The organism is Roseovarius halophilus (ex Wu et al. 2025), from assembly GCF_047086965.1.
Window position 1 is genome coordinate 24,376 of sequence record NZ_JBKOTX010000023.1, and the last position, 23,597, is coordinate 47,972.

21 protein-coding genes and 1 pseudogene are annotated in these 23,597 nt (G+C 65.3%); 13 read left to right on the plus strand and 9 right to left on the minus strand.

What is annotated here, in order from left to right; genetic code table 11:
- Positions 1–31: 31 nt before the first annotated feature.
- On the plus strand, positions 32–580 hold the full coding sequence (locus ACH107_RS06930; RefSeq protein WP_412505222.1) for an RSP_2648 family PIN domain-containing protein: 549 nt from the start codon (positions 32–34) through the stop codon (positions 578–580).
- Between the two features lie 368 nt (positions 581–948).
- On the opposite strand, the gene sucD is transcribed toward ACH107_RS06930, so the two are convergent.
- The 6 genes from sucD to ACH107_RS06960 all read right to left on the minus strand — a co-directional run bounded on the left by sucD (position 949) and on the right by ACH107_RS06960 (position 6,797).
- Positions 949–1,830, minus strand: a complete 882-nt coding sequence (gene sucD / locus ACH107_RS06935) for a succinate--CoA ligase subunit alpha (RefSeq protein ID WP_412505223.1) — start codon at positions 1,828–1,830, stop codon at positions 949–951.
- Positions 1,830–3,017 carry a malate--CoA ligase subunit beta gene (locus tag ACH107_RS06940; protein ID WP_412505224.1) on the minus strand — a complete coding sequence of 396 codons (1,188 nt, stop codon included), beginning with the start codon at positions 3,015–3,017 and terminating at the stop codon, positions 1,830–1,832. The genes sucD and ACH107_RS06940 overlap by 1 nt, the downstream gene beginning before the upstream one ends.
- An 11-nt stretch (positions 3,018–3,028) precedes the next feature.
- Complete coding sequence (locus ACH107_RS06945) at positions 3,029–3,970, minus strand: HpcH/HpaI aldolase/citrate lyase family protein (protein ID WP_412505225.1); 942 nt, start codon at positions 3,968–3,970, stop codon at positions 3,029–3,031.
- Positions 3,971–4,360: 390 nt separating this feature from the next.
- Entirely contained in the window at positions 4,361–4,588 is a 228-nt protein-coding gene (locus ACH107_RS06950) for an N-(5'-phosphoribosyl)anthranilate isomerase (RefSeq protein ID WP_412505226.1), read from the minus strand.
- Between the two features lie 38 nt (positions 4,589–4,626).
- Positions 4,627–5,595: a 2-hydroxyacid dehydrogenase gene (locus ACH107_RS06955; RefSeq protein ID WP_412505227.1), complete on the minus strand. Its 969-nt coding sequence runs from the start codon at positions 5,593–5,595 to the stop codon at positions 4,627–4,629.
- Positions 5,592–6,797: an aminotransferase class V-fold PLP-dependent enzyme gene (locus ACH107_RS06960; protein ID WP_412505228.1), complete on the minus strand. Its 1,206-nt coding sequence runs from the start codon at positions 6,795–6,797 to the stop codon at positions 5,592–5,594. Before ACH107_RS06960 ends, ACH107_RS06955 begins: the two co-directional genes overlap by 4 nt.
- A gap of 261 nt (positions 6,798–7,058) precedes the next feature.
- Here ACH107_RS06960 and ACH107_RS06965 point away from each other — a divergent pair, with 261 nt between their 5' ends.
- The 3 genes from ACH107_RS06965 (at position 7,059) to ACH107_RS06975 (ending at position 12,236) form a co-directional block, all read left to right on the plus strand.
- On the plus strand, positions 7,059–7,715 hold the full coding sequence (locus ACH107_RS06965) for a LuxR C-terminal-related transcriptional regulator (protein WP_412505229.1): 657 nt from the start codon (positions 7,059–7,061) through the stop codon (positions 7,713–7,715).
- Between the two features lie 252 nt (positions 7,716–7,967).
- On the plus strand, positions 7,968–9,107 hold the full coding sequence (locus tag ACH107_RS06970; protein WP_412505230.1) for an efflux RND transporter periplasmic adaptor subunit: 1,140 nt from the start codon (positions 7,968–7,970) through the stop codon (positions 9,105–9,107).
- A gap of 24 nt (positions 9,108–9,131) precedes the next feature.
- Positions 9,132–12,236 carry an efflux RND transporter permease subunit gene (locus ACH107_RS06975; RefSeq protein ID WP_412505231.1) on the plus strand — a complete coding sequence of 1,035 codons (3,105 nt, stop codon included), beginning with the start codon at positions 9,132–9,134 and terminating at the stop codon, positions 12,234–12,236.
- Positions 12,237–12,266: 30 nt separating this feature from the next.
- On the opposite strand, the gene ACH107_RS06980 is transcribed toward ACH107_RS06975, so the two are convergent.
- Complete coding sequence (locus tag ACH107_RS06980) at positions 12,267–15,059, minus strand: Ig-like domain-containing protein (RefSeq protein WP_412505232.1); 2,793 nt, start codon at positions 15,057–15,059, stop codon at positions 12,267–12,269.
- A gap of 272 nt (positions 15,060–15,331) precedes the next feature.
- Between ACH107_RS06980 and ACH107_RS06985 the strand changes: the two genes are divergently transcribed.
- The 6 genes from ACH107_RS06985 to ACH107_RS07010 are packed head-to-tail and all read left to right on the plus strand — an operon-like array spanning position 15,332 to position 21,297.
- On the plus strand, positions 15,332–18,196 hold the full coding sequence (locus tag ACH107_RS06985; RefSeq protein WP_412505233.1) for a monovalent cation/H+ antiporter subunit A: 2,865 nt from the start codon (positions 15,332–15,334) through the stop codon (positions 18,194–18,196).
- Between the two features lies 1 nt (position 18,197).
- Entirely contained in the window at positions 18,198–18,593 is a 396-nt protein-coding gene (locus ACH107_RS06990) for a Na+/H+ antiporter subunit C (RefSeq protein WP_412505234.1), read from the plus strand.
- Positions 18,590–20,146, plus strand: coding sequence for a monovalent cation/H+ antiporter subunit D (locus ACH107_RS06995; protein WP_412505235.1), 1,557 nt, complete (start codon positions 18,590–18,592; stop codon positions 20,144–20,146). The genes ACH107_RS06990 and ACH107_RS06995 overlap by 4 nt, the downstream gene beginning before the upstream one ends.
- Positions 20,147–20,149: 3 nt before the next feature.
- The gene (locus tag ACH107_RS07000) at positions 20,150–20,641 is read left to right on the plus strand and encodes a Na+/H+ antiporter subunit E (protein WP_412505236.1); all 492 of its coding nucleotides are present in this window, start codon (positions 20,150–20,152) and stop codon (positions 20,639–20,641) included.
- Positions 20,638–20,907, plus strand: a complete 270-nt coding sequence (locus ACH107_RS07005) for a K+/H+ antiporter subunit F (protein ID WP_412505237.1) — start codon at positions 20,638–20,640, stop codon at positions 20,905–20,907. The genes ACH107_RS07000 and ACH107_RS07005 overlap by 4 nt, the downstream gene beginning before the upstream one ends.
- Positions 20,908–20,916: 9 nt before the next feature.
- Positions 20,917–21,297, plus strand: a complete 381-nt coding sequence (locus tag ACH107_RS07010; protein ID WP_412505238.1) for a Na+/H+ antiporter subunit G — start codon at positions 20,917–20,919, stop codon at positions 21,295–21,297.
- Between the two features lie 11 nt (positions 21,298–21,308).
- On the opposite strand, the gene ACH107_RS07015 is transcribed toward ACH107_RS07010, so the two are convergent.
- Positions 21,309–21,464: a hypothetical protein gene (locus ACH107_RS07015; RefSeq protein WP_412505239.1), complete on the minus strand. Its 156-nt coding sequence runs from the start codon at positions 21,462–21,464 to the stop codon at positions 21,309–21,311.
- Positions 21,465–21,484: 20 nt separating this feature from the next.
- Complete coding sequence (gene hpt, locus ACH107_RS07020; RefSeq protein WP_412505240.1) at positions 21,485–22,027, minus strand: hypoxanthine phosphoribosyltransferase; 543 nt, start codon at positions 22,025–22,027, stop codon at positions 21,485–21,487.
- Between the two features lie 73 nt (positions 22,028–22,100).
- On the opposite strand from hpt, the gene ACH107_RS07025 reads away from it, so the two are divergent.
- The 3 genes and pseudogenes from ACH107_RS07025 to ACH107_RS07035 form a co-directional block, all read left to right on the plus strand.
- On the plus strand, positions 22,101–22,547 hold the full coding sequence (locus ACH107_RS07025; RefSeq protein ID WP_412505241.1) for a type II toxin-antitoxin system RatA family toxin: 447 nt from the start codon (positions 22,101–22,103) through the stop codon (positions 22,545–22,547).
- Positions 22,540–22,701 (plus strand): hypothetical protein, encoded by a 162-nt coding sequence (locus ACH107_RS07030; RefSeq protein WP_412505242.1) that lies wholly within the window; start codon positions 22,540–22,542, stop codon positions 22,699–22,701. Before ACH107_RS07025 ends, ACH107_RS07030 begins: the two co-directional genes overlap by 8 nt.
- A gap of 380 nt (positions 22,702–23,081) precedes the next feature.
- Positions 23,082–23,597 (plus strand): annotated as a pseudogene (locus ACH107_RS07035) (AAA family ATPase); the annotation flags it as partial.

A 23,597-nucleotide genomic window follows, 5' to 3' on the forward strand; every position in this document is an offset into this window, starting at 1 on the left:
ACCAGATCAACCCGTTGTTCCTGCGACCGGAATGAAGGTTCTTCTGGATAGCTGCGTGATCTACCCCACGGTGATGCGTGAGGTGTTGTTGGGGGTGGCCGGGAAGGGGGCTTTCACGCCGCTCTGGTCGGCCCGGATCGTCGAGGAATGGCGCCGCGCGGCGGCTGCCCGTCTCGGCCCGTCGGGTGCGGCGCAGGCCGAACGGGAGGCTATCGCGCTGGCGCGGCAATGGCCCGATGCCGAGGTCACTTGGCCGCCGTCGCTGGAGGCGCGGCTCTGGCTGCCTGACCCGGCCGACATACATGTGCTCGCCGCGGCGGTGGCCGGATCGGCCGATATCATCATCACCCTGAACGCCAAGGATTTTCCGCGCAAGACACTCGCCGACGAGGGGCTGAGCCGCGCCGATCCCGACAGCTTTCTTCTTGGTATCTGGCAGGCCCAACCCGGGCTGGTATCCGACGTGGCGCAGGACGTTCTCGATACCGCGAACCGCCTGTCGGGCGAGACGTGGCAGATGCGGGCATTGATGAAGAAGGCCCGGCTGCCGCGTCTGGGCAAGGCGCTCGTCACGACCTGATCGGGCGGGAACGCCGGAAGATGTTTCGCGTCGGTACCCGGTTGGTAATGCGACGGTCCCCGTTTGTGCTACAGTCGGACGTCAGAGGCGGGGCAGGGCGCATCTGGACCACGGGCAGGACTGGTGAAAACCCGAGCGCTGGCATGGCTCAACCATCTCGGCACACCAGATACGCCGCCTCTGCCGGTGCCGCCGTCACGCGGCCCGACAAAATGGCATATCCTTGCAGCGATGTCAGGGTATCTTGCGGCGGGGGGGGGGCCATGGCGCGCCTGTTTCCCGGGTGACAGGGCCGCGCCCGGGACGTCACGGGATGCCCCGGCGCCCTGTGGGCGCCGGGGCGTAAAAGTCGAGCCTGCCGGCCGCGGTCAGGCGACCATCTTGTGCACCACGTCGCCGAAGGAAGACGGTGTCGGAACGATCGTCACGCCGGCATCGCCGAGGATCTCGACCTTTTCCTGCGCCGATTCTCCGAAGGCCGAGACGATCGCCCCGGCATGGCCCATGCGCCGGCCCTTGGGCGCCGACAGCCCCGCGATGTAGGCGGCCACCGGCTTGGTCATGTGATCGCGGATATAGGCGGCCGCGTCGGCCTCTTGCGGGCCGCCGATCTCGCCCACCATCACCACCGCGTCGGTGTCCGGGTCGTTCTCGAACAGTTCGAGGATGTCGCGGAAGCTCGATCCGTTGATCGGATCGCCCCCGATCCCGATCGAGGAACTGACCCCGACGCCGTGCTCCTTCATCTGGCTGGCGGCCTCGTATCCCAGGGTGCCCGAGCGGCCGATGATGCCGACCCGGCCGGGCAGGTAGATATGCGGCGGCATGAGCCCGGCAAAGGCCTGCCCCGGGGTGATGATGCCCGCGCAGTTGGGGCCGATAAGGCGCATCCTCTTCTCGGCCTTGTAGCGGCGCATGTAGCGCTTGACGCGGATCATGTCCTGCGCCGGGATCCCGTCGGCAATGCAGACGCATGTCCGGATGCCGGCATCGGCCGCTTCCATGATCGAATCGGCCGCGAACGGGGGCGGGACGAAACAGATGGCCACGTCGGCGCCGGTTTCGCGCACGGCCCCCTTGACGGTGTTGAAGACCGGCAGCCCGTTATGCTTGCCGCCGCCCTTTCCCGGTGTCACCCCGCCCACGACGTTGGTGCCGTATTCGCGCATTTCCTCGGCGTGGAAGCTGCCGATACGGCCGGTCAGCCCCGTCACGAGAACCTTGCTGTCTTTGTCGATCAGGATTGCCATCAGACTGTCTCCGCTTGCTGTTCCGCGCTTTTCCATGCGCCGACGACCTTTTCGGCAGCCTCGGCGAGGGTGTCGGCGGTGGCGATGTTCAGGCCACTGTCGGCCAGCAGTTTCTTGCCTTCCTCGACATTGGTGCCCGACAGGCGCACCACGAGCGGCAGTTTCAGGTCCAGTTCCTTGACCGCGCGGATCACGCCTTCGGCGATCCAGTCGCAGCGGTTGATGCCCGCGAATATGTTGACGAGGATCGCCTCGACATTGCGGTCGTTCAGAACCGCCTTGAAGGACATCAGCACGCGTTCGGGGCTGGCGCCGCCGCCCACGTCAAGGAAGTTGGCCGGTTCCCCGCCCGACATCTTGATCATGTCGAGCGTGGCCATGGCCAGCCCCGCGCCGTTGACGATACAGCCGATCTTGCCGTCGAGGCCGATATAGGAAAGACCGCGATCCTCCGCGAAGGTTTCGCGGGTGTCTTCCTGGCTCTTGTCGCGCAGTTCCGAAATGTCGGGATGGCGAAACAGCGCGTTGTCGTCGAAGCCCAGCTTCGCGTCGAGCGCCACGATCTCGTTCGAGGCTGTCACGACCAGCGGGTTGATCTCGACCATGTTGGCGTCGGTTTGGTCCATGAGCCGGTAGCACCCGGTGATGCACTTGACCGCCTGCGGAATCAGCCCCGCGTCGAGCCCGAGCGAGAACGCGATCTCGCGCGCCTGGAAATCCTGCATGCCGACGGCCGGGTCCACGACGGATCGCACGATCGACTCGGGCTCCTTGGCCGAGATCTCCTCGATCTCCATCCCGCCCTGCGCCGAGGCCACCACGACGACCCGCTCTTCCTTGCGGTCCATCACGAAGCCGAGATAGATTTCCTGGGCGATGTTGGTGGCCTCCTCGACATAGAGGCGGTTGACCAGCTTGCCCTGCGGACCCGTCTGGTGCGTGACGAGCCGGCGGCCGAGCATCCATTGCGCCGCATCGGCGACCTCCTCCTCGGACGAGCAGACGCGCACGCCGCCGGCCTTGCCGCGGGCGCCGGAATGGATCTGGGCCTTGACCACCCATTTGTCGCCCGAAAGCTCGTGCGTGCGGTAGACGGCCTGTTCGGGGCTGTAGGCGATGCCGCCGCGCGGGACGCTGACGCCGAAGCGCCGCAGCAGTTCCTTGGCCTGGTATTCGTGGATGTCCATCTGGTGGCTCCTTATCCCTTGGCCGCGATGGCGTCGGCCACCGCGATGACGTTGTTGGCCATGCGCTCGGACGCGGCGTCGATCATCTTGCCGTCGAGGCTGGCGGCGCCGCGGCCCTCGGCCTCGGCCGTCCTGAGCTCCTCGATGATGCGGCGGGCACGGGTCACCTCGGCCTCGGGCGGCGAGAAGACGTCGTGGGCAAGCGCGACCTGGCTTGGATGGATGGCCCATTTGCCCTCGATCCCGAGGGCGGCAGCCCGTTTTGCCGAGGCGCTGTAGGCCTCCGGATCGGAAAAGTCGCCGAACGGGCCGTCGATGGCGCGCAGGCCGTAGGCGCGGCAGGCCACGGTCATCCGCGAGAGCGCGAAATGCCACTGGTCGCCGGGATAGTCGGGATTGAGCCCGCCGATGACCACCGTGCGCGCGCGCGTCGAGGCGGCGTAGTCGGCCACGCCGAAATGCATCGCTTCCAGCCGGCCCGGCGCCGCCGCGATCGTCTCGACATTCGCCATGCCGAGCGAGGTCTCGATCAGGGCCTCAAGTCCGATCTTGTGGGCGAGGCCTGTTGCCTCCTCGATCTGGGAGACCATCGTTTCGACGGTGTAGAGATCCGCCGGCACGCCGACCTTGGGCACGAGGATGGTATCAAGGTGCTGCCCGGCCTGCTCGACGATCTCGACCACGTCGCGGTACATGTAATGGGTATCCAGGCCGTTGATGCGGATCGACATGGTCTTGCCCTTGGCTTTCCAGTCGATGTCGTTGAGTGCCTGTATGATGTTGGCGCGCGCCTGCACCTTGTCAGGCGGCGCGACCGCGTCCTCGAGGTCGAGGAAGATGTAGTCGACATCCGACTCGGCGGCCTTGTCGATCATCGCGGGGTTCGAGCCCGGAACGGCCAGTTCGGACCGTTGCAGGCGTTGTTTCTTGAGGGGGTGCAGCGTGTAGCTCATGTCTTTCCTTCCTCCCGCCGGCACGCCGGGGTGGCGGCCGTTTGGTGTTGACCGGTCCAGTCTGCCGTGGGGGGCGCCGCCGCGATACTTTCGCGCGGGTAACAAAGGCCGCCCGGGGATGGGGGCGAGACCGGAACGGGTAGGGCGCGACTACCCGCGCCGGCCCGGCCGGAATGCTGTTGCATTCCGCCGTGAAACATAATTAGCGTAAGGAAAACAAGCGTTTACGATAGGAAACGCGGATCCCGAAAGGATCGGGCCGGCAGATGCAGCAAGGCGTGCAACAAGATCGCAAACCGTGTTCCCGGTAGCGGCCGGTTGCCCGGAATTTATTGAAATTCCGGGCTCGGAAAATGGGAATTTTCCGAGTTACTTTCCGCGGGAAAGTAACTAAAGCACCACCCGGATTGGTTCCTGGTTGCAGAAGATCACCAGTTGCCCGGCGTTCTCGACGGCATGGTAGCCCCGGCGGGCAAGCTCGGCTTCGAACCGCGCGCGCCCCACGAAACGCTCGATGTCGCGCAGTTGGCGCCGGATAACGCGCCCCTCCCGCGCGGCGCGCGACGAGAACAGCTTGCCCATCCACTGGGCGGCGGTGATCGGGCCGTGATGTGTCATGGCCCGATCATGCCGCACGCTTTGTTAAGTAAGGGTTATCAGGTCACCAGGTCGGGCGGCTTGTCGCCGGCCAGGAACGCCGCGAGGTTGTCGATGGCGCGATGGCCCATGGCATCGCGCGTACCATCGGTGGCGCTGCCAAGGTGCGGGGCGAGAACAATATTGTCATAGCTCAGGAACCGGGGGTCGAGCGCGGGTTCGTTATGATAAACATCAAGCCCCGCGGCCGTCAGGTTTCCGCTGTCCAGCGCGTCGAAAAGCGCGTCCTCGTCGATAACGTCGCCACGGGCCGAGTTCACGAGGATCGCGCCGGGTTTCAGGGCGTCGAAGACATCGCCGTTTATCATCTTGTAGGTATCGGCACCGCCCGGGCAATGAAGCGACAGGAAATCGGACTGAGCGGCGACCGCCGTCACCGAGGCCAGCTGCTCGGCATTGCCGCAGGCGGCCTTGATGTCAGCCGGCACTTCCCATGCATCCTGAAAGACCACCTTCATGCCGAACCCGAAATGCGCCCGCCGGGCCATGGCCTGCCCGATCCGGCCGAACCCGATGATCCCGAGCGTGGCGCCCGAGACCTTCTTGCCGATCATGTGGGTCGGGCGCCAGCCCGCCCAGTTGCCGGCGCGGGTTTCGCGTTCGCCTTCACCGATACGGCGCGCGGCCGCCAGCAGTAGTCCCATCGCGAGGTCGGCGGTGCAGTCGGTCAGTACCTCGGGCGTGTTCGTGACCGCGATGCCGTTCTCGCGCGCGGCGTCGATGTCGATGTGGTTGAACCCAACGCCGTAATTCGCCATCACCCGCACCTTGCCCTTGGCGGCGGGGTAGAACGCGGCCGGTATCTTGTCCGACACGGTTGGCATGATCACGTCGCAGGTTTCCGCCGCGGTCATCCATTCCTCGGTCGTCATGCGTGTATCGGGACGCCGCAGCGTCACGTCGCCCATGGATTTGAGCCTCTCCTCCGGCCCGTCGGGCCATGCGCGGGTCACGAGTATTCGTGTCATGATGCACCCCCTTGCCCGGCCGTCGGTGTCGTGTCGCGGTAATGGGCCTGCGCGGCGGCCACGCCCGAGCCGGGTTCGATCCGGGCGCCGGCATCGACCAGCGCCATTTCCGCCGCCGATATCGCCCCGCACAGCATCACCGGGTTGAGCGAGCCGAGGTGTCCGATGCGGAAGGCGCGCCCGGCCAGCTTGTTGAGGCCCGATCCCAGCGACGTCTGGTACTTGTAATACGCGCCCGAGATCACGTCGCGCGCATCGATGTTCTCGGGGGTGTAGATTGCCGAAACGGTATCCGATTCCCAGTCCGGGCCGCGCGCGACGAGTTCGCACCCGTCCCACGCCGCCACCGCGGCGCGCACACCGCCGGCGAGGCGCTCGTGCCGCGCCCAGACGTTTTCCATCCCGTCCTGCAGCAACATGTCGAGCGACACGCGAAGCCCGCGCAACAGCTGGGTGGCCGGGGTGTAGGGGAAATAACCCGTGTCGTTCAGCTTGATCATGTCCTCGAAGCTGAAGTAGCAGCGGTTCATCCCGGCATTCGAGACGGCCTTGTTGGCCTCCAGCGCCTTGTCGGACACGCCGAGGATGCCGAGGCCCGCGGGCAGCATGAAGCCCTTTTGCGAGCCGGACACCGCGAGGTCCACGCCCCATTTTTCCATCTCGAACTCGATCGAGGCGATGGAGGAGACACCATCGACGAAAAGCAGTGCCGGGTGGCCCACCTCGTCGAGCGCGGCGCGCAGCGCGGCGATGTCGGATGTCACGCCCGTGGCGGTCTCGTTCTGCGTGGCGAACACGGCCTTGATCTCGTGATCCTTGTCCGCGGCGAGTTTCTGCTTGTACTCGGCGACGGGCACGCCCTTGCCCCATTCGACCTCGCAAAGGTCGACATCGAGCCCGAGACGTTGGGCCATGTCGGCCCACAGCAGCGAGAACTGCCCGAACCGCGACATCAGCACGCGGTCGCCCTCGTTGAGCGTGTTCTGGATGGCCGATTCCCACGCCCCGGTACCCGAGGAAGGGAAGACGAAAACGCGGCCACCCTTCATGCGATAGGCCTTCTTGAGGTCCTCGAGCAACGCCGAGACGAACTCGCTGAAATCGGGGGCGCGCATGTCCTCCATCGGCAGGTTCATGGCCTGCCGGACGGGTTCCGGTACGTTGGTGGGTCCGGGAACAAACAGATGCTGGTAGCCGTTCATCGCTATCCTCCATTGGATTTTTTCCATGTATCGGCGGGAAGCGCGGCCGCCGTAACGCCCGAGTGAATACCCGTGCGGATCGAAGGCGGAGGGGGATCACCGAACGGGTAGGGCGCGCCCACCCCATCGGGTATTCGCGGGCCGTGAGATGGCCTGCATACGGAGGCATACAAAATTTTCCTTTGATTTCATCGGTTTCCGGCGATCATTTGTCGCAATTCACGCGCGCCCGGCGGCGGAGAACTGGTTTATGGTAGCGGAATGACCCGAACCCAGATAGCCGCCCCGATGTCCGCAGAGCCAACGCAGCACCGCCCCGAGGTGATCGTCGCCGACCGGCAGGTCATCGTCTGTCAGGGCATCGGCAGCCTCGTGGCGCAGATACCGGAGGTCGATCTGGGCCAGTTCGCGACCGACAAGGCAAGCCTGCGCAAACTTCTGGCGGAGGCAACGGGCCCGACCATCCTGATACTGGGCGTCCGCCTCGCCGACGGTGATCTCACGCAGGTGCTGGATATGGTTCGCCGCGAATATCCCGGCGTGATGGTCGTGGTGGTTGCCGAGGACACCGAGTTCGCCTTCATCCGCACCGCGATCAAGAGCGGCGCGAATTCCGTGTGCATGATGAGCCAGATCCTCGTCAGCCTGCCGAAGATCCTCGGCAAGCTGGTCGAGGGGCACTCGATCGTGCCAACGGACATCCTGCGCAAGCTGACGAGCGAGAACGCCGACAGCCTGTCCCGGCGCGAGCACGAGATCCTTGCGCTGCTGGTGGACGGGCTGACCAATTTCCAGATCTCCGCGCGGCTGGGGCTGAGCGAGAACACGGTGAAATATTATCTCAAGGCGATCTACCAGAAGCTCGATGTGAACTCCCGCGGTGCGGCGATCGCGAAATACGTGGCCGGCAATTATTGACGCACCCGCGGCATGGCGGGTTTCATCCCGGTGAAACATTTGCCTGCACAAGGGTTGTGCGATTCCGGCCAAGCCGGATTTTCCGGTTTAAACACGGGTAAAAGGGTGGTGGAGTGCGGGCGGTGACGGGCACAGGGGATGGGCGCCGGGGTTGTCAACGGCAGACGGCTGCTATTTAACCTTCGCAAGGCTGACGGTCACGCCGGGCAGGGCCCGCCGCCACTCTCCGAAAGGATCAGTATGCGACATTTCATGCCTCGACCCTGCCGCACCCTGCTGGCGGCCCTTTTCCTGCTTGGCGGCTCGCTGCCGGGCGCGGCGCAGCAACAGGGCGGCCCCGCGCCGGTCACCGTGGTCACGGTAGCGCCCGAGACGGTGACCCTGACCTCGACACTGCCGGGCCGGGTCGCGGCCTCCGCGCAGGCGGAGGTGCGGCCACAGGTCGACGGTATCATCACCGAACGCCTGTTCCGCGAGGGCGGGGAGGTGGCGGCGGGGGACCCGCTTTACCGGATCGATCCCGACAGTTACGAGGCGGCGCTGCAGCAGGCGCGCGCCTCGGTCGCGCAGGCGGAGGCCGAGCTTCGGGCCGCGCAGCGTGCCGCGGAACGACAGTTGGAGCTGCAATCGCGCAACGTTGCCAGCGAGCAGGCGCTGGACAGTGCGCTTGCCGCGCGAGATTCCGCGCGCGCCGCGCTGCAACTGGCCGAGGCCCGCGTCAATGCCGCGGAGATCGAACTGTCATACACCACGATCCGCGCCCGGTTGTCGGGGCGTATCGGCCTGTCGCGGGTAAGCGCCGGCACCCTGGTCACGGCGAGCCAGGCTACGCCGCTGGCGGTGATCCGCAACATCGACCCGGTCTATGTGGACGTGACGCAATCCGCGGCCGATCTGTTGCGATGGCGCCGCGGCCAGACGGAAAAGGAACTGGCCGATACCGAGGGAATCGTGTGGCTGACCCTCGCGGACGGCACGGAGTATGACCAGACGGGTCGCCTGCGCGCGGCCGAGCCCGATGTTGACCCGCAGACGGGTGTCGTGACCCTGAGGTTGCAATTCGACAACCCCGAGACCCTGCTGCTGCCGGGAATGTACGTGCAGGTCGAGATGCCCGTCGAGGTCGTCAAGGACGTGTTCCTTGTGCCGCAGGAAGGCGTCGTGCGGGACCGGCGGGGGCGGCCCGCGGTCTGGGTTGTCGGCAGCGACGGCACGGTGGAGGAGCGGTCGATCTCGATCCTGCAGGATCGTGGCAGCGACTGGGTGGTCGATGACGGGCTGTCGGACGGTGAGCGGGTGATCGTGGCGGGGTTCCAGAAAACCTCTCCGGGCAGCACGGTGAGCCCTGAAGAACGCGGGGCGACCGCCGACCCGGCCGGGGACGACGAATGAACGCGGGTCTCGGGGGTATCTGACATGGCACGATTTTTCATCGACCGCCCCGTTTTCGCCTGGGTGATCTCTATCCTGATCATGGGGATCGGCGTGCTGGCGATACGGCTGCTGCCCGTTGCCCAGTATCCGCAGATCGCGCCGCCATCCGTGACGATCACGGCAAATTATCCCGGCGCGTCGGCGAACACCGTCGCCAATACAGTCACGCAGGTGATCGAGCAGCAAATGACGGGGCTGGACGGGCTCAGGTATTTCTCGTCGAGTTCCACGTCGTCCGGTCGTGTCGAGATCGAACTGACCTTCGAGACGGGCACGGATGCCGACATCGCGCAGGTTCAGGTCCAGAACAAGCTGTCGCGGGCCACGCCACTCCTGCCGGAGATCGTCCAGCGGCAGGGCGTGAGCGTCGAGAAATCCTCGGCGGGGTTCCTGATGGTCGTGGCGCTGATCTCGGCGGACGGGCAGCTCGAGCAGGTCGACCTTGCCGATTACATGGAAACCAACCTCGTCGACGAGTTGAGCCGGATCGAGGGCGTGGGATCGGTCGACGTGTTCGGGGGCCAGTACGCCATGCGCATCTGGCTGGACCCGGCCAAGCTGGCCGCGTTCGAGCTGACGCCCTCGGACGTGGTGGCGGCGGTGTCGGCGCAGAACGCGCAGATATCCGCCGGGGCCTTCGGGGCGCGGCCCACGGTTGACGACCAGCAATTGAACGCCACGATCACGGCGCAATCGCTGCTGAGCACGCCCGAGGATTTCCGCCAGATCGTTCTGCGGGCCGAGACCGACGGCGGGCTGGTGCTGCTGGACGATGTCGCCCGTGTCGAGATCGGGGCGGAAAACTACGCCACGATCGCGCGCTTCAACGGGGACCCGGCGTCGGGCATGGCGATCCGTCTGGCCCCCGGGGCCAACGCGCTGGACACGGCAGACGCGGTAAAGGAGCGGATGGCCGGGTTCGCGGAGTTCTTTCCGGAAGGCGTGGAGTACGTGATTCCCTATGACACGACGCCCTTCATCGAGATATCGATCAAGGAAGTGGTGAAGACGCTGTTCGAGGCCATCGGGCTGGTCTTTCTGGTGATGCTTCTGTTCCTGCAGAACCTGCGCGCGACGCTGATCCCGACGCTTGCGGTGCCCGTCGTCCTGCTGGGCACGTTCGGCGTTCTTGCAGCGGCCGGGTTCACGATCAACACGCTGACCATGCTGGCGATGGTGCTGGCGATCGGGCTGCTGGTGGACGACGCCATCGTCGTCGTCGAGAATGTCGAGCGCATCATGTCCGAGGAGGGGCTGCCCCCGCGCGAGGCCACGCACAAGTCGATGGGCCAGATCACCGGCGCACTGGTGGGCATCGCGATGGTGCTGTCCGCAGTCTTCGTGCCGATGGCGTTCTTTCCCGGGTCAACCGGCGTGATCTACCAGCAATTCGCGATCACGATCGTCTCGGCCATGGCGCTGTCGGTCGTGGTGGCAATCACCCTCACGCCGGCCTTGTGCGCGTCCCTGCTGAAATCGGGGGATCATTCCGCACGGCGCGGGCCTTTCGCGTGGTTCAATGCGGGTTTCGGCGCGGTGAGCCGCGGGTATACCGGCACCGTGCGCTGGAGCGTGCGCCGCCCGGTTCGGGTGGGGATGATCTATCTGGGGCTGGCGGCGGCGATGGTCGTTCTCTTCATGCGCACACCGACCGGGTTCCTGCCGGAAGAGGACCAGGGCATCCTTTTCACCCTGATACAGACACCGACCGGCGCCACGGCCGAGCGCACGCTGGACGTTGTAAAGCAGACCGAGGACTATTTCCTGAACCAGGAGGCGGACGTCGTCGACTCGATGTTCGGCGTCGTCGGGTTCAGCTTTGCCGGGCGCGGGCAGAACATGGGGCTAGCCTTCGTCCAGTTGAAGGACTGGAAGAAGCGCCCCGAGCCGGGCCAGAGCGTGCAGGCGCTTGCCGGACGCGCGTTCGGCGCGTTCAGCGGCATACGCGATGCGCAGGTCTTCCCCGTCGTGCCGCCCTCGGTGATCGAGCTCGGCAATGTCTCGGGCTTCGATTTCTACCTGCAGGCCCGCGGCGGGCAGAGCCACGAGGCGCTCCTGGAGGCGCGAAACCGGCTTCTGGGCATGGCGGCGCAGAGCGATCTCATCGCCTCGGCCCGGCCGAGCGGGCTTGAGGACGCGGCGCAGTTCAACCTCGAGATCGACTGGCGCAAGGCCGGGGCCATGGGGCTGACCCCCACGGATGTGGGCGAGCTGTTGCAGATCGCCTGGGCAGGCACCTACGTCAACGATTTCATCGATCAGGGCCGTATCAAGCGGGTCTATGTCCAGGGCGAGGCCGCTGCCCGCGCGACACCGTCGGATATCGACAAGTGGCGGGTGCGCAACGCGAGCGGCGGGCTCGTGCCGTTTTCCAATTTCGCCGAGGGCAACTGGGATTACGGGGCGCAAGGGCTCTACCGCTACAACGGTGTGCCGTCGATGCAGATCCAGGGGTCGCCCGCGCCGGGTGTGACGACCGGCGAGGCCATGGCCGAGATGGAACGCCTCGTGGCCCAACTGGGCGGGGGCTATGACGCGGCGTGGACGGGCCTGTCGCTTGAAGAGCGGCAATCGGGCAGCCAGGCCCCGCTTCTCTATGCACTTTCGCTGGCGGCGGTATTCCTGTCATTGGCCGCGCTTTACGAAAGCTGGACAATTCCCTTCGCGGTGATGCTCGCGATGCCCATCGGGGTGCTGGGCGCCCTTGCCGGGGCTTGGCTCGGCGGGTTTGAAAACGGCGTCTTCTTCCAGGTCGGCCTGCTGACGGTGATCGGCCTGACAGGCAAGAACGCCATTCTGATCGTCGAGTTCGCGCGGGACAGGCATGAACAGGGCGAACGGTTGCTCGATGCCGTGAGCGAGGCCGCGCGCCAGCGGTTCCGGCCCATCATCATGACCTCGATGGCGTTTTCCCTCGGTGTCCTGCCGCTGGTGCTGAGTTCCGGGGCCGGGTCCGGCGGGCGCACCGCCATCGGCTCGGGCGTGCTGGGCGGCACGCTGTCGGCCACGGTGCTGGGCGTCATTTTCGTGCCGCTCTTTTTCCTGATCGTGGTGCGGATGTTCCGCCGGGGCGGCCGGGGCGCGTGACCGCGCGCCCAAGCCGGTACCCTTACGGACTCAGATGAACTGGAAATCGTCCAGCGTCAGGTCGGCCGCCGCGACGTTCTCGATCGTGACGATATGGCCGTCCACGGTCATCTGCGCGCCGTCGCCGGTGTCGGTGATGTTCAGCGCGTCGAGGAAGCCGCCGAGCCCGTTGCCGCCATTGTCGATGTTGGGCGTGCCGTCCAGCGTGCTGACCGTGCGGATCAGGAAGCCGTCTACCCCGTCCTCGAAATCGGTGATGATGTCGGCATCGCCGTCCTTGAAGAAGTTGAAGACGAACAGGTCCTCCCCGTCGCCGCCGGTCATGGTGTCGTCACCGTCGCCGCCGTTGATCGAGTCGTTGCCGGCGCCGCCGTCGATGACGTCGTCGCGCCCGCCGCCGGCGAGGAAGTCGTCGCCGTCACCGCCCGCGATCTCGTCATTGCCTTCGCCGCCGCCGACGCTGTCATTGCCGGCCCCGGCATCGACGGTGTCCTGCCCGGCGCCGCCGCCCATGTCGTCATCGCCGTCGCCGCCGTTCACGACGTCGTTGTTGAAGCTGCCGCCCATCGTGTCGTTGCCGGTGCCGCCGTCGAGCGTATCGTCGCCCGGTCCGCCATTGACCACGTCGTCACCGTCGCCGCCATCGACCGCGTCATTGCCCTGGCCACCGCCCATGAAGTCGTTGCCGCCGCCGCCATCCATGGTGTCGTTGCCCGGGCCACCGCCCATCCGGTCGTCACCCGTATCACCGTTGACGACATCGGCGCCCTCTGCCGCGGCGATGTTGTCATCCCCCGCGCCGCCCGACAGCGTGTCGTCACCGGACCGGCCCAGAACGGCGTCATTGCCATCCCCGGCATCTATGACGTCGTCACCCTCACCGGCATCAAGGAAATCGGCCAGCGGACCACCGAACAGGATGTCATCACCGTCGCTGGCCGGGCGGGGCAGGACCGGGTCGGCGACCGTCTGTTCCACCATCTCCGCGCGGCCGGCGTCGTCAGCATAGCTCACCCGGATGCCGATGACCGCGCCGATATCGGCAGGCTGAAGCGTGTACGATTCCGTGGCGGCATCGGGGATCGCCACGCCGTCGCGGATCCATTGATAGCTGACCTGTGCCAGACCGTCGGGATCGGACAGCGCGGAGATGTCGACCGTCAGCGTCTCGCCCGACTCGGGGGTGCCGAGAATGGCGATGTCGCCCTCGGCGGGGTCGTTCACATCGGCGACGACGATCTCGACTTGCTGACTGTCCGTGGCGCCGAACCCGTCATCGGCGATGATCTCGATCTCGTAAACGTTGTTCGCGTCCGCGTCCGCGGGCGCTTCGAAATCGGGTGTCGCCGCGAAGGTGAGCGTACCCGTCCCGGGATCGATTTCAAGCGCGTCGGCATCCGGCCCCGCAAGCGTGTAGGTCACCGTATCGCCATCCGCATCGACGGCTTGGGCCGTCAGGATGTCGCCCTGCACGCCTTCGTCCACCGTGCGCGGACTGACGATGCCGGCAAGCTCCGGGTCGGAGAAAGCCGTTGTGCTGGTGTCCAGGACCCGGCCGAAAATACCGTCGCCCCTTTCATAGGGATTGGTGAAACTGGACTCGAATTCCCAAGCCAGCGCCACATCCCCGTTTTCGAGCGCGTCGACCGTCGGGCGCCAATGCGTGCCGCTTGTGATGCTGTCGGGCAGCTCCTCTACGTAGAGCTCGCCCCCCAAACGGGTCCCGTCCGCATCGAAGAGTTGTGCCACGATCTCGTCGTCGCCCACGGTGTCATACCACGCGACCATGAAGCCACCATCGGGCGTGGCGGCGACCACGGGGTATTCCTGGTTGCCCGCCACCGTGGTGTTGACCCTGAATTCTTCCCCCACGGGCGTGCCGTCATTCGCGAAACGCTGTCCGTAGACGCCCCATTCGTTGAAATCGCTGTCTTCGTCGTCGTCCTGTTCCTCCGACTGCCAGACCACGACGAAGCCGCCGTCATTCAGCGCCGCGACCGAGCCGTCGCCTCCGGAAACGGAAAAGGACTGGCTGTCCTCGGTATAGGTGTTGACCTGAAAATCGCCGGTGACGGGTGTCCCGTCAGGTTCAAAGATGCGCGCATCTATATCGCCCGGACCGTCCCAGACCGCAACGAGATTTCCATCAGAAAGCGACACGATTTCAGGGTATTGCTGATCGAAATCTTCTGACTCATTAAGCCGCACGGACTCACCCCGCGGCGTCGTGTCCGCGTTGTAGAAGCGCGCATCGACGCTGTTGGTGTAGGCACCGAGTCCGAAACCGGTCTGATAATCGGGATCCCATTCCGAGTTCCCTTGCCAGCTGATGACGAACCCCCCGTCCGCGAGACCGGCGACATGCGGATGGTCCTCGGAAACGTAGCGGCTGCCGTCATCATTGATCAGCGGCACGGACTGCTGAGCGACGACGAACTCCTCGTCCAAGGCTACACCGTCCGCCGAAAAATGTCGTGCCATGATATCCCGCGAGTCGGTCTCGGGGTCGTCCGGTACGGGATTGGAGCGCACCCAGCTTACGACAAAGTTGCCGTCGGCGAGTCCGTCCACTGAAGCGCGGGCGAAACTCTGGGCCGGCCCGACGAGAATGTCGTCCGAAACCGGTGTTCCGTCGGGCGCGTGCACGCGGGCATAAACGCCACGGATCAAATCCACATCGTCGAAGTCGAACGGGCTGTTTTCCCAGACTGTGACGAAGCCGCCGCCGGCCAGCGCGGCAACGTCCGGACGCTCTTGCGATCCGCTGATTTCGTCGTTCGCGTGGAATTCGCTCCCGGCCGGGCGAATGAAGGTATCGGTCATGTGGCTGCCCTGTTCTGCGCTGGGTGTTCAAGAATGCGACCGAAGCCGTAGCATCGTGTGTCGGTGCCATGCCTTGACCTAGGTCATGCCGGCTTGCCGCGGTCGCAACAGGCTGTTTCGTCATGCGCCGCTGCGGCTCTCGGCGTCTGCGCGTGTGCGGGACGGCACCGGGGCATGCGGGCCAAAGTTCGTGGTTTTCACAAGAAAACCCTTGTTCCACGAAACGTGATTTCGCATTAACTGTTAAACTGTATTTGTGAAACAGGGTGGACATGACCAACAGCAGCGGGCTCTTGCCGATCATCGCGCTTCTGCCGTTTCTCGGGGCGTTGATACCGGGTGTGATGATACGTGCGGGGCGTACCGCCTGTGCGACGTTCACCGCCGTTCCGACGGTGCTCGCGCTCGTGTTCCTTGGTGTGTTGGCCCCGGATGTCATGCGCGGCGAGGTGATACAGGCGGAAATAACGTGGTTGCCGCAGCTGGGGCTGTCGGCCGCGTTCTTTCTTGACGGTCTTGGGCTGCTTTTCGCCTGCATGATCCTTGGCGTCGGGCTGCTGATCACGCTTTATGCGCGGTATTACCTGTCGGGCGAGGACCCGGCGGGGCAGTTCTATACCTACCTGCTGCTTTTTCAGGGCGCGATGCTGGGCATCGTCGTGTCCGACAACATCCTGCTGTTGTTGATTTTCTGGGAGCTCACCAGCCTGTCGTCCTTCCTGCTGATCGGGTACTGGAAGCACCTGCCCGAGGGCCGGCAGGGCGCGCGCATGGCGCTGGCCGTGACCGGGGCCGGGGGGCTTGCGATGATCGGGGGGATGCTGATCCTCGGCAATATCGCGGGCAGCTACAACCTGACGGATATCCTGACCGCGGGCGAGGCGATCCGCGCGTCGGATTGGTACATGCCCGCGTTGATCCTGATCCTGCTGGGGGCGTTCACCAAGTCGGCGCAGTTCCCGTTCCATTTCTGGTTGCCGCACGCGATGGCCGCGCCGACGCCGGTGAGCGCCTACCTGCATTCCGCGACCATGGTGAAGGCGGGCGTCTTCCTGATGGCGCGGATGTGGCCCGTATTGTCGGGGACCGACGCGTGGTTCTACATCGTGTCGATCACGGGCCTTGTCACCATGGTGCTGGGCGCGCTCATCGCGCTTTTCAAGGATGATCTCAAGGCACTGCTGGCCTTCTCGACGGTCAGCCATCTGGGCTTGTTGACCATGCTGCTCGGTTTCGGCACCGAGAAGGCCGCGGTCGCGGCGGTGTTTCACATCATCAACCACCTGACGTTCAAAGCCGCGCTGTTCATGACGGCGGGGATCGTCGATCACGAGACGCACACGCGCGACATCAAGCGGCTTGGCGGGTTGGCCAAGTTCATGCCGGTAACGGCGCTGATCGGCACGCTGGCGGCGCTGTCGATGGCGGGGATACCGTTCTTCAACGGCTTCCTGTCCAAGGAATTGATGCTCGAGGAGGCATCGCATACCGACTGGTTCGGCAATGGCTGGATCGTGCCGGTGCTGGCGACCGTGGGCGCGCTGCTGTCGGTCGCCTACAGCTTTCGTTTCATATTCCACGTGTTTGCAGGGCCGGCGCGGGATGACTATCCCGCGCATCCGCACGATCCGCCCTTCGGCATGTATGCCGCGCCCGCGCTGCTCTGCGTGCTGGTGATGTTGATCGGTATCCTGCCATGGGTGGCGGAACCGGTCGTGACCATGGCGGCCAATGCGGTGACCGGGGCTGATCTGCACCCGCATCTGAAAATATGGCATGGCGTCAAGCCGGCGCTGTTCATGTCGATCATCGCGGTCATTGGCGGGGCTGTGCTTCTGGGCCTGCACCGCGGCCTTGATGGCGCCTGGCAGGCCACGCCGCGCCCCGAGGCCAAGGTGATCTTCGATCGCCTGATTGCCGGGGCCGTGGGCCTGTCGTGCGCGGTGACGGAGGGGGTGCACAATGGCTCGATCAGCCGGTACCTAGCCATTTTCGTGGTGGCGACGGTGGGGCTGGGATACGTGGCGTTCAGCGGCGGCGGCCTGAGCCCGCCTGCCGGCGACCTGCTGCCGATCCCGCCCGTGGCGGCGGCGGGCTGGCTGGTCCTGATCGTGGCGACGGCGCTGGTCGTGATCAATCACCGCAACCGGTTCCGCGCGCTTGTCCTGATCGGGGTGATCGGGCTGATGATCTCGGCCGGGTTCGTCTATCTCTCGGCGCCGGACCTCGCGCTGACGCAAATTTCGGTGGAAACGGTCACGATCATGCTGCTGCTGCTGGCGTTGTATTTCCTGCCCAAGCACACCCCGCGCGAAAGCGGGCCCGCCCGGCGGCTGCGTGACGGTATCGTGGCGGTTGTCGCGGGCGGCGGGGTGGCCGCGCTGGCCATGGTGTTCCTCACGCGCGATTTCGAGTCGATCTCGGCCTTCCACCTCGCCAATTCCTACAAGGGCGGCGGGGGCACGAACGTGGTGAACGTGATCCTCGTCGATTTCCGGGGCTACGACACCTACGGCGAGATCATCGTGCTGGGCATCGCCGGGCTGACCATCTTCGCGCTGATGGAGGCGCTGCTGAACGGCCCGGCCGGCCGTCGGCTGCGCAACCGCGATTACAGGCAGGACCGTTCGCGCGACCGGCACCCGCTGATGATGGTGGTGGCCACGCGGGCAATGATGCCCATCGCGGTGATGGTAGGCGTCTATATCTTCCTGCGGGGGCACAATCAGCCGGGCGGCGGCTTCGTGGCCGGGCTGGTGATCTCGATCGCGCTGCTGATGCAGTACATGGCGTCGGGCTTCGCATGGACCCAGAACCGCAAGCGCATCGAGTATCACCTGATGATCGGCTGGGGCGTGGTGATCGCCGGCCTGACGGGGGCGGGTGCATGGCTGGCCGGTAAACCCTTCCTCACCAGCGATTTCGGCTATATCCACTGGCCGCCGATCGAGGAATTCGAATGGGCCACGGCAATGGCCTTTGACCTTGGCGTGTTCCTGACCGTGCTGGGGGCGGTGATGCTGATGCTCTACAGCCTGTCGCGCCTCGCGCGCCACGCGGGCGAGACGGTGAACGTGGAACCCATGGATTACGACCCCTCGCTGAAACCCAACAACAAGACATCGGAGGCCGAGTAGAATGGAGATCGTGGTGGCGAGTTCGGTGGGCGTGCTGACGGCAGCCGGGGTCTACCTGATCCTGCGCTTGCGCGCCTTCCCGGTCATCCTGGGGCTTGCATTGCTGTCATACGCTGTGAACGTGTTCCTGTTCGCGACTGGACGCTTGGCGATCAACGCGCCGCCGGTTCTGAACAAGTATGCCGACGTGAGCTATTCCGACCCGCTGCCGCAGGCGCTGGTGCTGACGGCGATCGTGATTTCCTTCGGGATGACGGCCGTGCTGGTGATGATCGCGCTTGGGGCGTATCTCGAAGCCGATGATGACAGCATCAACCTGGCCGGCGTGAACGCGGGCGAGGGCGACGACACGGCTGAGGACGGCGGCGCGACGGCCGGCAAGGCAGGCGGCGCATGAGCCACTGGATCATTGCCCCCGTCATCCTGCCGGCGCTGCTGGCGCCGGTCATCGCCTTCGTCATGCGCCACGACATCCCGCTGGCGCGGTCGGCCTCCTTTGCCGGGACGCTGGCGCTGGTGGCCATCGCGACCGGCCTGACCGTCGCCGCGTCGGGCGGCGAGACCTTCGTCTACCGTCTCGGGGACTGGCCCGCGCCGTTCGGCATCGTGCTGGTGCTGGACAGGCTGTCGGCGATGATGGTGCTGCTCACCTCGGTTCTGGCCTTCATCGTGCTGCTCCACGCCGCTGCCACGGGATGGGACGCGCGGGGGCGGCATTTCCATGCGCTGTTCCAGTTCCAGCTCATGGGGATCTCGGGCGCGTTCCTGACCGGAGACGCCTTCAACCTGTTCGTCTTCTTCGAGATCCTGCTGATCGCCTCTTACGGTCTGATGATCCATGGCGGTGGCAAGGCGAGGGTGCAGGCGGGTCTGCAATACGTGGTCATGAACCTTGCTGGCTCCACGCTGTTCCTGTTTGCGCTCGGTACGCTTTACGCCGCCACCGGCACGTTGAACATCGCGGATCTGGCGATGAAGATGCGGGCGCTGCCGGTGGAGGATGCCGGGCTGGTCCGCACCGCCGCGGTGCTTCTGATGGTGGTCTTCGCCATAAAGGCCGCGCTATTTCCGGTGCAGTTCTGGCTGCCCGCGACCTATGCCAACGCGCCGGCCCCGGTGGCGGCGCTGTTCGCCATCATGACCAAGGTGGGCGCCTACGCGATCATCCGCATCCACACGGTGGCATTCGGCCCCGACGTGGCGGTGACGGGCGGGTTGATCGGCACGTGGCTGATGCCTGCGGCGATCATCACGCTCGCGGTGGGTGCGCTTGGCGTTCTCGGGGCGCGGCGACTGATGCCGATGCTGTCCTTCGCCGTGGTGGGGTCGATGGGGACCATGATGATCGCGGTTGCGGCCTTCACGCCGCAGGCGACGACGGCCGCGCTGTACTACCTTGTCCATTCCACCTTCTCGGCGGCGGCGCTTTTCCTGCTGGCCGATCTGGTCGTCACAAGGCGGGCGGGCGGCGACGTGCTGTCGGCGCGGGCGCCGACGTTGCAGAACGGGCTTTTCGCCGCGCTTTTCTTCGCGGGGGCGATCGGCATGGCCGGGATGCCACCGCTCAGCGGGTTCCTCGGCAAGCTGTTGATCCTCGACGCCATGCAGGGCACGACCCAGATGGCGCTTGCGTTCACGGCGATCCTCGCCGGCTCACTGCTGATCATCGTCGGGTTCGCGCGGGCGGGGAGCACCCTGTTCTGGAAGTGCACGGCGCTGCCGCATCCCATGCCCGCCGCCGACGCGGTGCCGGACGTCGGGGACAGGCCGGACGAGGCGCCGGCGGCGGGGCCGTTGCAGGTTGCGCCGACGCTGGCCGCTGTCGTGATGCTTGCCCTGCTGGCGGTGTTCGCCGGTCCTGTCACGGGCTACATGCAAGCCGCTGCCGATCAACTGTTCGACAGCTCGGGGTACATCGATGCCGTTCTGCCTGCGGATGAGGAGAGCTGAGCCATGATCAAGCGCCTTTTCCCCCATCCCGTGCTCAGCGTCGTCCTCACGCTCGTCTGGCTGGCGCTGGTCAACAAGGTCACGGTTGGCAACCTGATTCTGGGCGGCGTGCTCGGGATCGTCGTGCCGTGGATCACGGCCCCCTACTGGCCGCGACGGGCCAAGATCGGGCGACCGCTGCGCGTGGTCGAATACGCTTTCATCGTGCTGTGGGACATCATCATCGCGAACGTGCAAGTGGCGTGGATCATCATCTTCAAGCGCAATGCGAACATCTGGTCACGCTGGGTTTGCGTGCCGCTGGAGCTGACTTCGCCCGAGGCGATCACGGTTCTGGCCGGTACCATCACAATGACACCGGGCACCGTGTCCGCCATGTTGTCCGCGGATGGCGGCAGCATCCTCGTGCACTGCCTGCACACCGACGACCCCGGGAAGGTGCGTGACACGATCAAGAACCGCTACGAGTGGCGGCTGAAGGAGATATTCCAATGATCACGACCGCGCTGATCTTCGCTTTCGGATGTTTCGGGCTTGGGCTCATCTTCAACCTGTGGCGCATCGCCACCGGGCCGGATGCCGCGGACCGGATCCTTGCGCTCGACACGATGGTCATCAACCTGATCGCGCTGCTGATACTCTACGGCATCTGGAAGGGCACGGCCGTGTATTACGAAGCCTCGATGCTGGTGGCGATGGTCGGGTTCGTCTCGACCGTGGCGTATTGCCGTTTCGTCCTTCGCGGCGACATCATCGAATAGGGGGCAGGCATGGAGCTCATGACGGAAATAATCGTCTCGTTCTTCCTCGTCGTGGCCGGGGTTTTCGGGCTGGTCGGGTCCTTCGGGCTGCTGAAGCTGCGCGAGACGATGCAGCGGCTGCACGCGCCGACCAAGGCGACGACGCTGGGGGTTGGGGGCGTTCTGCTCGCCTCGATGTTCTATTTCCTGCTGGTGAAGGGGACATTCTCGTTTCACGAGCTGCTGATCACCCTGTTCCTGTTCCTGACCGCGCCGGTCACTGCCCACTTCATCGCCAAGACCTTCATGCAGGGCAACGTGAGCAAGCGAGACCTGCCCGACACCGAGCAGGATTACGGCTGGTCTGTCTATGACGACCCGCCGATGCACGGCGAATCCGAGGACCGCTGAGCGGCGTCGGATCAGGGGCGCATGCGGCGCAGGCGCGGGTCCATCGACAGCATGTCGGGCCAGCCGACGAAATACTCGATGGCATAGACGATGAAGCAGACCGCGAAAATGGCCAGTACGAACTTGACCTTCTTCTTGTCGGGCGGGTTGCGGGCCCACCGGGCCATGCGGAGGAGCCAGCTTATGTTCATCGCTCCGTGAACCGTATCTTGCCGATATGGGGGAGGTTGCGGTTGCGCTGCGCATAATCGATGCCGTAGCCGACAACGAACGCGTCGGGGATCTCGAAACCGGTCCAGTCGGCGCGGATGTCGGCCTCGCGCCGTGACGGCTTGTCGAGCAGCGCGATGCTGCGCAGCCGGCGCGGCCGGCGGCTGGACAGCAGGGACATCACGTGGTCAAGCGTGTGGCCCGTATCGATGATGTCTTCCACCACCAGAATGTCGCGCCCCTCGATGTCGCCGCCCAGGTCCTTGAGAATGCGGACTTCGCGGCTCGACTCCGTGGCGTTCGCGTAGGACGAGGCTTCGATGAAATCCACCTCGACCGGCATGTCCAGTTCCCGCACCAGGTCGGCGATGAAGATGAACGACCCGCGCAGGAGTCCCACGACGACCAGTTTGTCGGTATCGGCGAATTCAACGGCGATCTCGGCCGCCAGCCCTTCGACCCGGGCGGCGATTTCCTTGGCCGAGAACAGCCGGTCGATCACATATGCGCGGTCACTCATGAGTCCCCTTGAATTCATCCGCCCAGTCTAGGAAATAGGGCGCCACTGTCACGTGAAAACCGGGCCGTCCCGAATGCCGAGCCACGCCGAATCCCGCCAGATGCCCTACAGCGCCCAGCAGATGTACGATCTGGTGGCGGACGTGGGCAACTACCCGAAATTCCTGCCGTGGACGGCCGCAGCGCGCGTTCGCAAGGTCACGCCGCAGGCGGACGGCTCCGAGGTGATGGAGGCTGATCTTGTCATCAGTTTCAAGGTTTTCCGCGAACGTTTCAGCAGTCGGGTCGTCCTGTGGCCGCGGGACATGCGGATCGAGACCGAGTATCTGGACGGGCCGTTTCACCACATGAAGTCCAATTGGCGCTTCGAGGATAACGACGCCGGCTGCATGGTGCATTTCGATGTCGATTTTGCCTTTCGCAACCGGTTGTTGCAGTCGGCGGCGGAACTTTTTTTCTACGAAGCGATGCGCCGGATCGTGAGTGCCTTCGAGAAAAGGGCGGCCGCGCTCTATGGCTGAAAAACTCGATAGAGTTCTGGCGCAGGCCCTTCGCCGCGCGCCGGAAAGCGCCCTGGCCGTGATGCGTCTGTCGCTGGCAGATTGGCTGGCGGTTGGGCTTGCCGGGCAGGACGAGCCGGTGTCGCAGCTGACGCGGGACATGGTGCTGGCGTAAGCCGGCAAGGGTTAGGCGGCCCTTTTCGGCGGCGGCAGGGTGCCCGCCCGCGCCGCGGCGCTGGCCAACGTGTAAATTCCCCCATACTTTTTCCATTATGGGGGATTTTTACCCCCCTCGTACCCCCTATTTTCTTCCACTGTCGCGTAACCCATTGAAAAATATGGAAGTGTACAATGCCGCTCCGGCAGGAGAGGTGTTTATGCTGCCGTGCGGCTCAGGCCTTCTCCCCGATTGACGAGCGTAGCCCCGCCGGTCAATCACAGCCCCCAAGACACCCGGGTTCTTTTCTTCCAACACACCTGCCGCGGCCCTTGGCCCCGGCGGGGCGGCGTGGCGGCTCTTGCCGTGCGCCGCTGCTTTCAGAAAAGGACAGTACCATGGCCGGAGAGCCCTTCCTCCTGACGCGCCTCGACAGCGACATCCCGCACCGCTCCGACATATCCTCCCGACTGCGCGAGCACCTGATGCGGCTGCGTGGTCACGAAATCGACGACACGGTCGAGATCTGGGACGATACGACCGGAGCGGTCTCTGAGCACGACCTCACCCGCATCCATCGCCGCGCCACGGCTTATGTCGATCGGCTCCGTGCGGCCAGCGGCACTGCCCACTTGAAGCCCGACGAGAAGGCGCGCCTTGCGTCGATCAAGGACGGGGTCCGGGCCATCACTATCAAGACCGAGGCCCGGGCCGACGAGATCGCCGCCGACATCCATACGCGGATGCCCTGGATGGCCCCGGCGACCGAGGTCGCCTGGCACGCGATGCGCCGTTGCGCGCAGGAGGGCGCGCCTGTCTTCCGCCTGCCGCCGATGCTGCTGATCGGCCCGCCGGGCATCGGCAAAAGCCACTGGGCGCGCGCCCTGGCCGCAGCGCTCGGCGTGCCGACCACG

Bases quoted from the DNA above. Each gene is read 5' to 3' on its own strand.
- ACH107_RS07010 (WP_412505238.1), top strand. From the start codon at position 20,917: ATGGAGCTCATGACGGAAATAATCGTCTCGTTCTTCCTCGTCGTGGCC.
- hpt (WP_412505240.1), bottom strand. From the start codon at position 22,027: ATGAGTGACCGCGCATATGTGATCGACCGGCTGTTCTCGGCCAAGGAA.
- ACH107_RS06970 (WP_412505230.1), top strand. From the start codon at position 7,968: ATGCCTCGACCCTGCCGCACCCTGCTGGCGGCCCTTTTCCTGCTTGGC.
- ACH107_RS06975 (WP_412505231.1), top strand. From the start codon at position 9,132: ATGGCACGATTTTTCATCGACCGCCCCGTTTTCGCCTGGGTGATCTCT.
- ACH107_RS06940 (WP_412505224.1), bottom strand. From the start codon at position 3,017: ATGGACATCCACGAATACCAGGCCAAGGAACTGCTGCGGCGCTTCGGC.
- ACH107_RS06950 (WP_412505226.1), bottom strand. From the start codon at position 4,588: ATGACACATCACGGCCCGATCACCGCCGCCCAGTGGATGGGCAAGCTG.
- ACH107_RS06985 (WP_412505233.1), top strand. From the start codon at position 15,332: ATGACCAACAGCAGCGGGCTCTTGCCGATCATCGCGCTTCTGCCGTTT.
- ACH107_RS07000 (WP_412505236.1), top strand. From the start codon at position 20,150: ATGATCAAGCGCCTTTTCCCCCATCCCGTGCTCAGCGTCGTCCTCACG.
- ACH107_RS07025 (WP_412505241.1), top strand. From the start codon at position 22,101: ATGCCGAGCCACGCCGAATCCCGCCAGATGCCCTACAGCGCCCAGCAG.
- sucD (WP_412505223.1), bottom strand. From the start codon at position 1,830: ATGGCAATCCTGATCGACAAAGACAGCAAGGTTCTCGTGACGGGGCTG.
- ACH107_RS06980 (WP_412505232.1), bottom strand. From the start codon at position 15,059: ATGACCGATACCTTCATTCGCCCGGCCGGGAGCGAATTCCACGCGAAC.
- ACH107_RS06995 (WP_412505235.1), top strand. From the start codon at position 18,590: ATGAGCCACTGGATCATTGCCCCCGTCATCCTGCCGGCGCTGCTGGCG.
- ACH107_RS06955 (WP_412505227.1), bottom strand. From the start codon at position 5,595: ATGACACGAATACTCGTGACCCGCGCATGGCCCGACGGGCCGGAGGAG.
- ACH107_RS06965 (WP_412505229.1), top strand. From the start codon at position 7,059: ATGACCCGAACCCAGATAGCCGCCCCGATGTCCGCAGAGCCAACGCAG.
- ACH107_RS06945 (WP_412505225.1), bottom strand. From the start codon at position 3,970: ATGAGCTACACGCTGCACCCCCTCAAGAAACAACGCCTGCAACGGTCC.
- ACH107_RS06930 (WP_412505222.1), top strand. From the start codon at position 32: ATGAAGGTTCTTCTGGATAGCTGCGTGATCTACCCCACGGTGATGCGT.
- ACH107_RS07030 (WP_412505242.1), top strand. From the start codon at position 22,540: ATGGCTGAAAAACTCGATAGAGTTCTGGCGCAGGCCCTTCGCCGCGCG.
- ACH107_RS06960 (WP_412505228.1), bottom strand. From the start codon at position 6,797: ATGAACGGCTACCAGCATCTGTTTGTTCCCGGACCCACCAACGTACCG.
- ACH107_RS07005 (WP_412505237.1), top strand. From the start codon at position 20,638: ATGATCACGACCGCGCTGATCTTCGCTTTCGGATGTTTCGGGCTTGGG.
- ACH107_RS06990 (WP_412505234.1), top strand. From the start codon at position 18,198: ATGGAGATCGTGGTGGCGAGTTCGGTGGGCGTGCTGACGGCAGCCGGG.
- ACH107_RS07015 (WP_412505239.1), bottom strand. From the start codon at position 21,464: ATGGCCCGGTGGGCCCGCAACCCGCCCGACAAGAAGAAGGTCAAGTTC.